At 46.1% G+C, this 12,975-nt stretch carries 14 protein-coding genes; 6 read left to right on the forward strand and 8 right to left on the reverse strand.

Annotation, left to right across the window (positions count from 1 at the left end):
- Nucleotides 1–15 precede the first annotated feature (15 nt).
- Together IPM44_03655 and IPM44_03660 are read left to right on the forward strand one after the other, a co-directional pair.
- Nucleotides 16–300 (forward strand): hypothetical protein, encoded by a 285-nt coding sequence (locus IPM44_03655; protein QQS26789.1) that lies wholly within the window; start codon nucleotides 16–18, stop codon nucleotides 298–300.
- A gap of 4 nt (nucleotides 301–304) precedes the next feature.
- Nucleotides 305–541 (forward strand): hypothetical protein, encoded by a 237-nt coding sequence (locus tag IPM44_03660; protein QQS26790.1) that lies wholly within the window; start codon nucleotides 305–307, stop codon nucleotides 539–541.
- Here IPM44_03660 and IPM44_03665 read toward each other — a convergent pair.
- Genes IPM44_03665 through IPM44_03695 form a run of 7 tightly spaced genes read right to left on the reverse strand, consistent with a single transcriptional unit; the run spans nucleotide 538 to nucleotide 8,349 of the window.
- A complete protein-coding gene (locus IPM44_03665; GenBank protein QQS26791.1) occupies nucleotides 538–3,123 on the reverse strand; it encodes a type IV secretion system DNA-binding domain-containing protein in 2,586 nt (861 codons plus the stop codon). The genes IPM44_03660 and IPM44_03665 overlap by 4 nt on opposite strands.
- Complete coding sequence (locus tag IPM44_03670) at nucleotides 3,093–3,677, reverse strand: CHAP domain-containing protein (protein ID QQS26792.1); 585 nt, start codon at nucleotides 3,675–3,677, stop codon at nucleotides 3,093–3,095. The genes IPM44_03665 and IPM44_03670 overlap by 31 nt, the downstream gene beginning before the upstream one ends.
- Nucleotides 3,674–5,416 carry an ATP-binding protein gene (locus tag IPM44_03675; GenBank protein ID QQS26793.1) on the reverse strand — a complete coding sequence of 581 codons (1,743 nt, stop codon included), beginning with the start codon at nucleotides 5,414–5,416 and terminating at the stop codon, nucleotides 3,674–3,676. The genes IPM44_03670 and IPM44_03675 overlap by 4 nt, the downstream gene beginning before the upstream one ends.
- Complete coding sequence (locus IPM44_03680; protein QQS26794.1) at nucleotides 5,409–5,960, reverse strand: TraC family protein; 552 nt, start codon at nucleotides 5,958–5,960, stop codon at nucleotides 5,409–5,411. Before IPM44_03680 ends, IPM44_03675 begins: the two co-directional genes overlap by 8 nt.
- A gap of 55 nt (nucleotides 5,961–6,015) precedes the next feature.
- A complete protein-coding gene (locus IPM44_03685; protein QQS26795.1) occupies nucleotides 6,016–6,519 on the reverse strand; it encodes a PrgI family protein in 504 nt (167 codons plus the stop codon).
- On the reverse strand, nucleotides 6,516–8,006 hold the full coding sequence (locus IPM44_03690; GenBank protein QQS26796.1) for a hypothetical protein: 1,491 nt from the start codon (nucleotides 8,004–8,006) through the stop codon (nucleotides 6,516–6,518). Before IPM44_03690 ends, IPM44_03685 begins: the two co-directional genes overlap by 4 nt.
- A gap of 4 nt (nucleotides 8,007–8,010) precedes the next feature.
- A complete protein-coding gene (locus IPM44_03695; GenBank protein ID QQS26797.1) occupies nucleotides 8,011–8,349 on the reverse strand; it encodes a TrbC/VirB2 family protein in 339 nt (112 codons plus the stop codon).
- Nucleotides 8,350–8,975: 626 nt separating this feature from the next.
- On the opposite strand from IPM44_03695, the gene IPM44_03700 reads away from it, so the two are divergent.
- Complete coding sequence (locus IPM44_03700) at nucleotides 8,976–9,593, forward strand: DUF1566 domain-containing protein (GenBank protein QQS26798.1); 618 nt, start codon at nucleotides 8,976–8,978, stop codon at nucleotides 9,591–9,593.
- Nucleotides 9,594–9,731: 138 nt separating this feature from the next.
- A complete protein-coding gene (locus tag IPM44_03705) occupies nucleotides 9,732–10,118 on the forward strand; it encodes a hypothetical protein (GenBank protein QQS26799.1) in 387 nt (128 codons plus the stop codon).
- Between the two features lie 122 nt (nucleotides 10,119–10,240).
- Here the strand turns inward: IPM44_03705 and IPM44_03710 are convergent, their stop codons facing one another.
- Nucleotides 10,241–10,483, reverse strand: coding sequence for a hypothetical protein (locus IPM44_03710; GenBank protein ID QQS26800.1), 243 nt, complete (start codon nucleotides 10,481–10,483; stop codon nucleotides 10,241–10,243).
- A gap of 29 nt (nucleotides 10,484–10,512) precedes the next feature.
- Between IPM44_03710 and IPM44_03715 the strand changes: the two genes are divergently transcribed.
- Entirely contained in the window at nucleotides 10,513–11,733 is a 1,221-nt protein-coding gene (locus tag IPM44_03715) for an ATP-binding protein (protein ID QQS26801.1), read from the forward strand.
- Nucleotides 11,734–12,267: 534 nt separating this feature from the next.
- Complete coding sequence (locus IPM44_03720; protein QQS26802.1) at nucleotides 12,268–12,624, forward strand: four helix bundle protein; 357 nt, start codon at nucleotides 12,268–12,270, stop codon at nucleotides 12,622–12,624.
- Nucleotides 12,625–12,975: the final 351 nt, after the last annotated feature.

Raw genomic sequence — 12,975 nt, forward strand, 5'->3', positions numbered from 1 at the left:
AGACGTAATGTAAAAGTGACTATCAACACTCGTAACCCTATTGAGCATGATTATGAGTACCGACTGCAAGCCGAGCAGTCTATTGAGATGTTCCAAGCCCTCGATATTCAGGTACTTTATACGGTACGCCATCATAGAAAACTAGCAATTATTGACCGCTCAGTCATTTGGGAGGGTAGCCTTAATATTCTCTCTTATTACGATAGTTGTGAGATAATGAGGCGGACAGCTTCTGCATATGATGCAGAAAGGCTGATTAAATTTATTGGACTGCAAAAGTATTTGCAGCGTGTGAGTTAAAACTATGTTAGACAAGAATGATTTTCAGAAAGTAAATCTATCCAAGGATGAAGAAGCTATAGCCAAGGCTATTAACTTGTTGAAGTACCATGACCCAGAGAACGCAACCAGGGAAAATGCAATCTCGTACCTTGAATATATGTTCACAGCCGCAGAGTGGGCCAGCAAGCAAACTGATCTTACTTTTGATGACTTTTACGAAAAATATAGGGCAGAACAAGCAAAGAAATCTGGCAGTTAACCTGCGACTTCTTCAATTCCTAATCCTTGAGTGACAAGCTCAGGCTCTTTGGTAGCCTCCTCTTTAGATGTCTTGGGCTTACTGACTGGTTTGGTTTTCTTCGGTTCCTGTTTCTTGGCAAATGTTTCTTGTGAATGCTTTATAGCCCGCTTCGCAATCTTCACACTACCCTCATCTTCAAGTAATAAAGTTTGACCGGATAACGGTTCTTGAGAACGAACGGCAGACAACTTGGCATAGAAGTTATAGGCTGGTAAGTTACTCATCTCGCCTGGCTCAATATACGGTGCAAATAACGGCAGTAGTAACCGTTCATCTTCAGGGTTACCACTCCTAAAACTAATGACTGTACCGACATTGGCTAAGATTATACTGACCATCTGTTGGTCTTTCTGCTGTGAAGTAGATTGCTCAGCCATGACCATGAACATTTTATATTTCCTCGCCTCAGATAGCATCTGTACAAATGAAGCGGTGGCAAAGTTTTGGAACTCATCAACATACAGATAGAAATGACGACGTTCTTTTTGAGGTATGCGAGCCCGGCGCAGACTTGCCAGCTGGAGTTTAGCCAGTACAGTAATACCAAACAGCTCTGAAGTATCTTCACCAAGCAGCCCTTTAGAAAAGTTACAAATCAGTATTTTGCCACTATTGATAATGTCATCAAAATCAATTGTAGACTTTGGCTGTTCAAGCACTTGACGAGCAGAGGCCGAGAATAGAAATCGACCAATCTTAGCCGTAATACCGGCTGCCATCTTTACTTTCTGCATATCACCAGCTTTGCCAAGTTCATTCTTCCAGAAGTTAATCAGGTTTTTGTCTTTTAGGTTCTTGAGCACCGCTTTTCTATACTTCGTGTCATTGAGTAAATCAAAGACCGTAAATAAGGTCGCATCCTCAATTGTTAAGGCCGTCTGAATGGTGTTACGTAGGACATATTCAATACGGTGTCCGCCAGTATCTTCCTCAGAGAATATTTTACGGAACACTGATATGACCGACTCCGTAATAAGGTCTTTCTCTCTAAGCAGCTCATTTCCAGAGATACCAGGCGTCAGTTCCAAGAGATTAAGCCCAAGCGGGTACTCTAGGTCGTCAGGATTAAAGTAGACTACATCATTCACTCGTTCTGGCGGTACATGTCTGAGTAGCGTTTCCGCCATGTCACCGTGTGGGTCAACCACGGCTAAGCCTTTCCCACTTTCCATATCCTGCACAATCGAGTACTGCATGATGGTCGTTTTACCGTTACCCGTACCACCAATAATATAGACGTGGCGTTCACGCTCAGCTTCAACTAAACCAATTGGTGTCTGAACTCCATGGTGAATATTCTCACCTAAGATTACATCAAGCACCTTGCTTTGCTTCAGCGAAACTGGTGCTGGCAAAGTTCGGCTTAATGAAGTAATCAGGTTATCTGTTTTACTGATGCTACTTGAGGGAAAGTGATACAAACTCGCCACTTCAGCAGCCGACAATATGAGTGATCGTTTTTTGAACAGACTCGGTAGTCGCACATTGGCCAGCCTTTTCTGATAACCCGCTATCAATGGTAATCGTAATTTGGTGCGCAGTGCCTGATACGGCGGCATCGAGTAGCCGTCAAGAGCCGATCGTAGCGCCTCAAGCTGCTGTGTAGCGTGGTCACTGCTAGCCAGTACCCGCAAGCTAACCTGGAATAATGGCTGGGTGACTTTTTGGTGCATTGATTCCATCAGCTCCAATTCAAAGGCGCTGAGGGTTCTAGCTGGTCGCTGGCGTTTTTGGACTTGCGCCTGGAACGCAGCGTCCTTACTCGACTTGTCCTTATAGTAAGAGGAGGTAGAGCCGTTATAGACTTCGCCGATTGTATCAGTCACCCCAATCATGGCACTACCCAGTAGTTCGCTTATCTTACCAACCTTAGAGAAACCACCCAAGGAAACTTTGCGAAGTATATCTTCGTTGCCTAATATCCGACGAGACAACCGTGAGGCTTCATTAAGTTTGACTGGAGTCACCACTAACTGCATGGTCAACTGCTCATCGTCACTGAGTTTTGTCATAGCCGCAGTGACGTAAGACAGTGGGTCATGCTGCTCAAAAGTACGAGTAGACATCAGCGGCAGCACGTAGTGGTGGGCTTGCTTAAATTCAATGACGTTTGCTGGGTCAAATGGCTGGTAGTCGATAGGTTTTACTTTGGCATCAGGAATGTAGGCAGTAATAGTTTTCTCAAGAATATCTGCTCGTGTTTGCTCAACCTGTATAAGGTAGCGAATCCCGTCTCGTTTGGTGGAAACTATCTCAAAACTTAGTACTGGCGTTCGATCAAGCAACCGCTCTTTCAGTGAGCGAGCAGCCCGTAAGCCATGTATGACCGAAAACAATTGTATGGTCGATTCTGGTGTTTTCTCGAGTTGAGCTGGTGGTGTCAGCTCTAGCCAGACCATTACTCGCCGTTTAAGATAGCGGCGGTTGATAACTACTCTCACGAGGGCAATAAACCAATAGAGTACAAACAGTAGCAGTAGCCCAGCCAGCACAAACAGACACAAGCGAATTATGGTTGCGAAATAGGCTGAGGTGTCCACGGGGCGGCTCCTTTCTTATCATGTATGAATGTATAGTAGGCGGCTGATTCTCGTGCAAACGTTCGTTGGCTGACAATATTAAGTCCAACGTAGTTCATTTCCGAGATTGTCCATGCGCCAGTCTGACTATTGACGGCAATAACGTAAGCCACGTGTCCCCACTTACCGTTGTCGGACTGAAAAATCGCTCCGACAGCTGGCGTGTGATTCACTGCATAGCCATCACGAATCGCCCGATCATCCCAGGTATTAGCATCGCCCCACGTGGTTGGAATCGGGTAGCCTGCCGACAGGCGCATCGAAAATGCCCAGTAGGTACAGTTGCCCCACTCATAGGTATTGCCCGCAACTGGCCCACCCATGTAAAACCCCTGGGATTCGGCCGCTGCCAGGCTCGGCACATTAGATAGAAACGACACTACGTCCTCGCCCATGGCAAAGACGGCTGCAAACGGCAACGCCACAATAACCGCCATAGTGGCCAGCACCAGGCTGATCTGTTTTTTAACATTTCCGCCTGTCACCACATTAAGTGCGACCAGGGCTGGATTCATGCGTAGAGCTCCGTCGGGTCAGTGGTAATCAGCGGATGTTCTTTATCACTGGCCACAACCTTAACAGCAACGTGGTTCTGGTCGGCAATAATCAGGGCATCGCCACGCCCGCAGGTCAGCAGAAAGTTTTCCTCGTACTCACTCAAATGAAACTCGCTCGCCACATTCTTAATAGTGGTAGTGTCCTGGCGCATGAGAATTCTTAGGCTACTCTGTGAAGCGATCACCCGACCATAGTTACTTTTGAGGAAATCATCAGCTTGCTGGGTAACAAACGATACACCGAGGTAGTATTTACGAGCCCGACGGACCAGTCCAGCAATAAAGCGGGCACTTGGTTCATGCTCTAGCAGTGACCAACCCTCATCAATCACCAACAGTCGCTTTTCGGGTTTTACTTTGACTTGGTTTTGAATGAAGTTAGAAACAATCAACATCATGATTGGCCTGAGATTAGCCGGCATATCTTTAATGTCAAAAATCACTAAACGGTTATCCAGTTTGATGTTAGTCTGTGAGTTAAAGATTTCAGCACTGGAGCCACTAATATATTTCTCTAGCCGTTCACACAGTTGCAATTGACCAAGGCTGTGTAGTTCAGCATACAAATCTTCAAGCAGTGGATGTTGCTTCTTAGCTTTTCTGTAGACTCGTAAGATTGCTTTATCGACCGCCGCTTTCTCACGTTTATCCAGTCCCTCCGCCATCAGGTCAATCACGGCCGTCAGGTCTTGGACGTGCTCAGCCAGGTCAGCTTTAGTGTGAAAAGTGGTTGCTAGGTCAAATGGGTTAATCTTTTGTTTGCTTTTAGCCGACAGTTTGATATAGGTACCGTTGACGGTTTCACTCAGTCGTTTATATTCACGCTCTGGGTCAATCACCAGCACTTTCGTGCCTTGCATCAGTTGTCTAAGTATCTCAACCTTAGTGGTATAGCTTTTACCCGAGCCGGATTGAGCAAACACAATTGAATTGGCATTATGCAAGCTAAAACGATCCAAAATAACCAGCGAGTTATTGGACTTATTCACGCCATACAAAATACCGGACTCTTGCACGAGTTCAGATGACATAAACGGAAATGTTAACGCTGCACTGGAGCTATCTAAGTTTCTCTTTTGCGCTAATTGATCTTCGCCTCTAGGCAAAATAGATTGCAAGGCTTCAAGTTGTTGGTAGCGGGCTACTTTGGAATAAAACAACCGAGCTGACATAGTTGCTTCCAGTAACTTGGTAGTTTTGTTGAGCTCCTCCAAGCTATCGGCTCGGATAGCTACGTAGATAGACATTTGAAACAGTTTTTCCTGGCCACGTTGGATTTTGTCTCTCAGTTCAATCGCCGATTCGAGCGGGTCAGTGATTTCTGAGCCAATAATCTTACCAGCTTGCATCATCGAGCGTCTGGTGCTTTCCAGTTCGGTAATCTTGCGGTGCAGTTTTGGCAGGGCGTGCAAGGCACTGACTTCATACAGATGGTAGCTAATGTCGGTATTGTGGTTGAAGTTAATGATGCTATCCAACCAACCGGAACTGGCCGTAAATGGATAGCCAGAAATATAGATCGTCCGCATGTACACACCGTCGATCACGAGGTGGTCAACGTTTTCCTCTAGTCCAGCGTAACTAAGAGCATCAACGGCATCTTGTTCGCCAAATGCTAAGTTCAGTTCTTTTTGCTTTTCTTGCCTAGTTTTTTGGTAATTTTGCAGTGGTTCCAGCACTTTATTGATATCAATCATCGGGGTCTCCTTTCTCAATCAGGGCGGTGTGGATGAGACTCAGGGCCGTTTCAGTCAGCGGTTGAACTTTAGCCTGAACAGGACTATAGAAGCTGTAGAACAAATCAAGAATCTCCAAGCTACCAAGCTGGCGAGTGTGCATACCAAGCCGAGACATTCCCTTAGTCACGATGTCTATTTTGAGATTGAGTTGCTCTTTAATTAACTCAAAGTCTGTTTTATTGTCAGCAGTGTACGGAATAATCAGGTAGAAGTGGCGGGTCAGGATTTTGTTGCTAGTAATCAGCGAGCGGATGAACTCATCGTAATTATGTAGTTGTTTTTGGTAGATTTTTTCAGTCTCACCTTTGAGGCGCTCCGCCAGATCTTCCAGGTATTTATCCATGTCAATCTCACGAGTACGAATCAGGACTTGTATGTTAGTGCCGAGTGAGTTTAAGAAATTCTCGTAGGTGTCTATGATAGCGTCCTGCTCAGTCTCACTTTTCAGCTCAAAGTTCAGTGCCGATACTTGCAGCACCACTCGGTACTGGTTGTGCGGCAAAAGCAATATACCGTCTCGTACGCCCTTAATAGCGATCTGGGACCGAGCGCTACTTTTAGTCCTCGACTTCTGTAAGGCGAACATATAAGGCTCCTTTCTTGGTCATTTCAAATCTTAAATTACTGCCAGGTTTGTTGATGGTTTCTAGCACTTGGGCAGCATCGTGAAAGGCTAGTTTCGGTAGAGGTGGTACCTTTGCGGCTGTCGTGCTTGTCTGCTCACTTGCATCAGTTTTTTTGATCGTATATTCTTCTCGGTAATCAGCACTTTTCTGAAATACATAGTGCCGAGGACGCAGGTTATAGCGCAGAATTGTAACCAGCCAGAAAAGCACAATCTTGCCTTTGATGCGGATAGCCAGGATGCCGGATAGAAGTGCAATCACACTCATCACCAGGTACTTATATATGTTGCCCTCCATAATAGGCGGCAGTATGACAAATAGTCCGGCACCAACAAAGATTGGTACGATACATAACACCAGTTGAGAGAAACCCAGGTTACCCATAATCCGATCTTCTACGGTAGTAACTTGGGCGGGAACGGCAGTGCTTCTCATGATTTTGTCTCCTTACTTTTACTTGCTGATTGCTTGATAGCTCCATCTCGAGGGGTTGGCTTCAGGGCCTCATTAGTCGTACCAGTCTTACCGGACACCAATGTGCCTTTACGGTGTGGTGTGCTTGGGCTAGCTTCAGCACCTCTCTTGGTGGCATAACTCGCAGTCTGAGTCCGATCGGTCTTGAGTCCTTGCGGATGAGTGCCAGTGTGTGATCCAGCTGATTTCACACCACTAGTCTTACTGCCAGCTGCGCCTGCCACTGCTTTACCTTTGCCAGTCATGTAGCTAACACCATTCATAAACTGGCTGCCGAGCTTGCGGGCATTACGTGAGCCCATGCTGACATAGCTAAACTGCATCATGACACCTTGGGTTTTGAGTAGCACCAGTACCGTAGCTAGTCCAACTACCATCGACATCAGGACATTCGGCACCTGATTATCCCCACTCGTCGCCGACATACCGGTAAACAGGGTGGCGGCCAGCATCAGTGTCACCACATGCACAAACAGCACAAAGATCGTCGTCACATAGGTCTTGATTGCCGACACCGAAAAGTCTCGGAAACTAGGGATTAGCCACAATGCAATTACCATCGGGGACAGTACTGCACCCAGAAATAGCACGACTAAACGGCCGACGTAGTAGACCAGCAATATGACCGAGAAGATTAAAAAAGCCAGCATGACCAGCAGTGCTGCTGCACCTTGACCACCACTTTCTTTAACTACTGCCGTCAGTGTGTCCCAGACTGAACTCGCACCACTGACTTTAGTAATTGCAGTAATCAGTACGTTGGATAGTTCGATCAGAGCATCGATGAAGAAGATCGAGGTGTTGATGAGCAAGAAAGCCAGCCCTAGCCGGGGCAGCAACTTCTTGATATCGAGCTCATCGAAGCCAAATGTCGTTGCACTCATAACGTGGAAACCGAGCAGTGCCACTATCAGAATAAACAGCACATCCGTAATGCCAACTACTGCCAACCATAGACTAAAGACCCCTGAGTTTTGCAGCATCAGGGGTGTCTCTTTCGTAAAGTAATCCAGCGCCGCAAGGAACGGCGCAGCCACCGCTTGAATTATATTATTGAGAAATCCCGTCACCGCTTTAATTAACACTTCTACCAAGCCACTACCAACATTATCAGGTTCAATCGCTTGAAGTGTTGGCAGTGTGGCGTTATTGGTGCCCGATGGGTCACCATAAGCACCAGATAAAATCGTGGTCAGTGTGGCAGCACCAAGGACTAAGACCAGACCAATCAGGGCGTTCTTAATAACCCGTTTGGCATTTTCCAGAGCCTCGGGATTGCCGCTGCTGGTGATGTACTGATAGCCACCATTGACCAGGAAAAAGACACAGGCGATTGAGGCCAGACCGGCTAGCACCCGAATAGTCGGTCCAACGTAATCCCGCATTACGGTGATAGCACCCGAGGTGTCCGCCAGGATTGGCAGACTACTGTGCACGACATTAATCACGGTGTTACCCTCCGAATGCGCTGCTTGCCAGTGAAGTTACGATATTGCTAATCACAAATGCACCGATCACGATAGCCAGGCCAATCAAGGAGTAGGTAATTGTTTTCTTACCACGATCTAAATGTTCAGGATTACCGGAGCTGGTGATATAGATAAAACCACCTGCAACTAAAAAGCCGGTCGCAACAAGACCGGCTAGTCCAGCAAAAACCGTGATAATTGATCTAATAAAGTTTTCGACATTACTAACCCCAGCAGTTGCAGCCAAAACAGGCGGAGCATACAAAAGTTGAGTCCCTGTTACCAAAAAGGCTATGAGTTTTAACTTAGTCCTAGATCGCATGTTACTCCTCCTTATGTCTGTAATAAATCTAGCACACACTATTGCGTACATGCAAATTATATTATATACATAAGCAATATAAGGGGTGCGGCGTTGCCGCTTCATTGACAGGTTTGCTACACTAGTAGAGTGAAAGCTAAGATAAAAACTCGAAAACATAGACCACTTAGGCGTAAATTAGTCAGCTCGAAACTCAAACTTACACCGTACCTTGATATACCGCTCAAGTAGAATCATGACTCAAGGACAAAACCTTGACATTATCTTAGAATTATATTATAGTTATATTCCTAATTTTCGGCGCGCTTTTTCTAAATTTTGACACTATGCTAAAGCTTGTTATAATATTTTTGAATACCATGAAGCGTGATGTACAACCCAGATCAAGTTTGAACACCGGCCGCCAAATTCTCGATAAATTTGTACGGTCAAGGCATAGTCGTGCCGCCATACTCCTGGGAATTCTCGTCGCCGTTACTTTTGTCGGACTGAGAGTCTACCACGCCTACGCCGAAACGTACCCAGGCGGCAGCGACAATGGCCAGACCTCCCGTCTCAAAAGTTTGTCCGACGATCTGCAAACTTTAGGCTTCGGCAGCCCGACCAACTCCCCAGATTGGGGTTCTTTGTGGAATCGCATCAACACAGCATCTCGCTGGACACCGCCAGGTGATGTCACCACCTCGGACGTTCGTCTCGGAAAAAAGTTTTACAACAACAATCGCACAGAGCAGACCGGCACACTTTCAGCTGTTGGTCCGTGCCCAACTCAGGACTGGAACGACGGTCACGCCTCAGCCAATCAGACCGCAAACTGTGTCGACACTGTCACCTGGACAGTTCCATCACCAGTCGTCACTGGAGACGACAAGCGTGACCCTCGCACCGGACTTGCCTGGAGTCAGTGTCTCATCAACAGCAGTGGTACTGTGACTTTCGGACCATCTGGTTGCACCAGCTGGTCCTGGGACGCCTCCGCTGCTGCCAATGTGGCAGTCGGTGGTAAAACGGCATCCCAGTTGTGCTCCGAGCGCAACGGCGGAGGCGTTTGGCGTCTTCCCACTCAGAAAGAACTCATGCAGGCCTACATTGACGGCTCAAGCTACAACCTTACTTCCACCGGTGCGACCCACTGGAGTCTGACCCAGTTCTCGGGTTCGGTTGCGTGGTTCGTGTACCTCAGTAATGGCACCACGGGTACCACCAATAAGACGAGTACCTACTATGTCCGTTGCGTCCGGTAATCATTTGGTTATTGGATTATTTGGTTATTAGTCTTACCGCCGTAGGCGGCCGAAGCAATTTTTTTCGGGGGTAGGAGTAAAGGGTAGTTTTGCCTTAAGGCTTAGAGACACTGAAGCTTTGCTATATACTACTCTACAATGAAGATATTCGATATTCTTTTTGAAGATGGTGCAGAACCTGAACCCCACGAAATACAGACTGCACTCTTCCTGCGTAAGACAGGTAAGAAAATAACGTTCATAGCACCCAAGAATCGAACCGGTGTGAAAACACCAGATATCCGCATGGATAGCTTACATTGGGAAATTAAATCGCCTATGAGTGCCAGTGCACGATCAATTGAACATGCTTTTCGTAGCGCTCTTAAACAGTCCGGAAATGTGATATTTGACTTGCGGCGTAGCAAGGCAAGTGACATGGCTAATCTAGCAAAAATAAACCGACAGATAAAGTTGATAAAGGGTAAGAAACTACGACGGGTACTCGTAATCACAAAGAAAGAAAAACTACTTGACTTAAAGTAACTATTCATGCTAATGTATTGGTACAGGCACCGAGGCCTCTGCTGGATAGCTAGGGTTGCGGTGTCTTTATATGTATGTTTACTTATGGTCAGTGACTAGACTTCAGGCTGCTTCCTTCCATATTACCGGACGCAACGGACAAGGCGGGCACCCGTCTTAGCGGCGGTTTCCGTGACGCCATTACCAAGGTACACCTGCCACGCACCAGTAACCGAGTTATGAGTCAAACTCCAGTGGGCCGCAGCGGTGGAAGTAAGGTTGTAGCTTGAGCCGTCAATGTAGGCCTGCATGAGTTCTTTCTGAGTGGGAAGACGGCTTGAACACTCCAAGTATAGCGGATTACTTATATTACCAAAAGTTGCCATCTTTAACTACTTTTGGTAGTATTGATATTATGCTACTGCAACGAACCGAATATATCGATAGGCTACTCAAGCTTAGAGATAAAAATGTCATAAAGGTTATCACTGGTGTTCGCCGTTCGGGTAAGTCAACACTATTATCGATATATCGCAGTAAACTTGAGGAAAGTGGTGTGAGTCAGGCACGCATACAAACCTATAACTACGAAGATCCTCGAGTGAATGACATGCTTGACTGGCGCGAAATATATCACTCTATAGAGAGCAAGCTCGTGAGTGATACGAAAAACTACGTGTTTCTAGATGAGATACAAGTTGTTCCTGAGTTCGAGAAATTAGTGGATGGTCTGTTTATTCATGATGACATCGACTTATACATTACTGGTTCAAATGCGTTCTTGCTATCGAGCGAACTAGCGACGCTTCTATCGGGTAGATACATTAGTACTCATGTTCTGCCTTTGTCTTTCGCTGAATACTCCCAGGCGTTTCCTGATGAGAATAGGGATCGTGTTTTTGAGCGCTACCTGAACAGTAGCACGCTACCTGAGACAATAGAGATCGCCGAAGGCAGTCCAGAGCTCGTTGCTGACTACGTGCGTGACGTATATCAGACGGTGGTACAAAAAGACATTCGGAGTCGTTTTGCAATCCGCGATATGGATAACTTCGAAAAAGTCGTCAAGTTTGCTTTCGATAACATTGGCAACCTCGTATCTGCCAAAAGTATTGCTGATGCTCTGAATGCAGGCAATACTGCACATCAGCAAGACATATCACACAAAACAGTCACAAACTATCTCGAGTATCTCACGACATCATACCTTCTCTACAAAGCTGACCGCTACGATATTAAAGGTAAACAGCTCCTTAAAACACAAGAAAAATACTATGCGGTTGATCTCGGACTACGGAGCGTGTTGCTGGGGCAAAGGACAGATATTGATCTTGGGCATAAGCTTGAAAACATCGTGTATCTGGAATTACGCCGTCGCAATAACGGTCACATTCTCGTCGGTAAGTCAGATAGTAAAGAGGTGGATTTTGTCGTACAAAACACATCCGATGATCGGCAGTATTACCAGGTCGCCCTGACGGTTAAGGACGAAAAAACACTTGCCAGAGAGCTTGAGCCACTCCAAAGAATTCGTGACAATTACCAGAAGATTCTCTTAACGACTGATTACGATGACAGTGTGTATGAGGGCATCCGTAAGATCAACGTGGTTGATTGGTTACTTACCACTGAATGAACTAAAGCTCATCTAAGGATATTCGAAGATACCTTAATGGGCATACCAGATACATATCATGGTCAATTTCAGTAGATTGAGTTGTGGTAGCTTCCTTGCACAATACCGGACGCAACGAACAGAGCTGGGCTGCGTCTTATTGGCGCTACCCGTGGCGCCATTACTGAGGGTCAAGGCCCACGCACTCGAACCCGAGTTCTGGGTCAAACTCCAGTTGCCCGCAGCGGTGGAAGTAAGGTTGTAGCTTGAGCCGTCAATGTAGGCCTGCATGAGTTCTTTCTGAGTGGGAAAGAACTCAGCCTTATGTAGATATGGAATTCAACTCCATTTTGCATTTAACCTAAGTATAATATTTCATCCTACCTATCCTTTTAAGAAAATACCGTATGTTCAGGTTCAGTACATTGAGAGCACCGCTACTTCATTAAGATACAGGCATAGAGAGAAAATAACCCCATTTCGGAATATCGTAGTATTATGGTTATAGTTAACTTTAATTAAACTAAAAAACGTCTAAATGGCAAGGGACGCATTGTGGCTCGTTACGAACACTTACCAGTATTCAATGATACCTACGATCTAAACCTGTATTTCTTTAAGTTGTCACGTGGCTTTCCAAAAGACTATAAGTACGGTTTATCGCAAGAAATCAGGGCGCTGCTGACCGAACTGTTAGATGACATCATTATTGCCAATAGTAGCCCCGATAAACAAACCGTTCTCAAGCGGGCTGCGCTCATAATAGAACGGATTAAGTTTAAGATTCGGATATTAAAAGACCTTAAAATTATGAATGTCCGCAGTTACGAGTACTTTTCAAAGCGCCTAATTGCCGTATCGAAGCAAATTAATAAATGGGGTGACTGGTCGAGAGGCAAGCAGCCAGCCTAAACCAGTTGTCGGCCCATAGGTGTGCTAAAAACTCTGGCGCTCCACTTGGGCCTATAACAGGCCCAAAAGAAAGGCATAACGTGAGAGCCGGTAGTTTTTGCTATTATGGCTATCTACCGGGAGGAAGCAAGTGCCCCATTACGGCTGTCGCTCCTATTCTTTTAATAGAGTAGGAATACTATCAGGAGCTACTACACTGCTCGTCAGTGATGTGGTACCCCTAACTGGCCGAAAGTCGGCAGCAGATACCTAGGCCCCCGCTGCGAACCACTGGAGTCTGACCCAGAACTCGGGTTCGAATGCGTGGAACGTGAACCTCAGTAATGGCAACACGAATAACAACAATAAGAC

The organism is bacterium, assembly GCA_016700035.1.
Taxonomy (GTDB): Bacteria; Patescibacteriota; Saccharimonadia; order CAILAD01.

Bases quoted from the DNA above. Each gene is read 5' to 3' on its own strand.
- IPM44_03705 (QQS26799.1), top strand. From the start codon at position 9,732: ATGAAGATATTCGATATTCTTTTTGAAGATGGTGCAGAACCTGAACCC.
- IPM44_03670 (QQS26792.1), bottom strand. From the start codon at position 3,677: ATGAATCCAGCCCTGGTCGCACTTAATGTGGTGACAGGCGGAAATGTT.
- IPM44_03715 (QQS26801.1), top strand. From the start codon at position 10,513: ATGCTACTGCAACGAACCGAATATATCGATAGGCTACTCAAGCTTAGA.
- IPM44_03695 (QQS26797.1), bottom strand. From the start codon at position 8,349: ATGCGATCTAGGACTAAGTTAAAACTCATAGCCTTTTTGGTAACAGGG.
- IPM44_03675 (QQS26793.1), bottom strand. From the start codon at position 5,416: ATGATTGATATCAATAAAGTGCTGGAACCACTGCAAAATTACCAAAAA.
- IPM44_03710 (QQS26800.1), bottom strand. From the start codon at position 10,483: ATGGCAACTTTTGGTAATATAAGTAATCCGCTATACTTGGAGTGTTCA.
- IPM44_03685 (QQS26795.1), bottom strand. From the start codon at position 6,519: ATGAGAAGCACTGCCGTTCCCGCCCAAGTTACTACCGTAGAAGATCGG.
- IPM44_03660 (QQS26790.1), top strand. From the start codon at position 305: ATGTTAGACAAGAATGATTTTCAGAAAGTAAATCTATCCAAGGATGAA.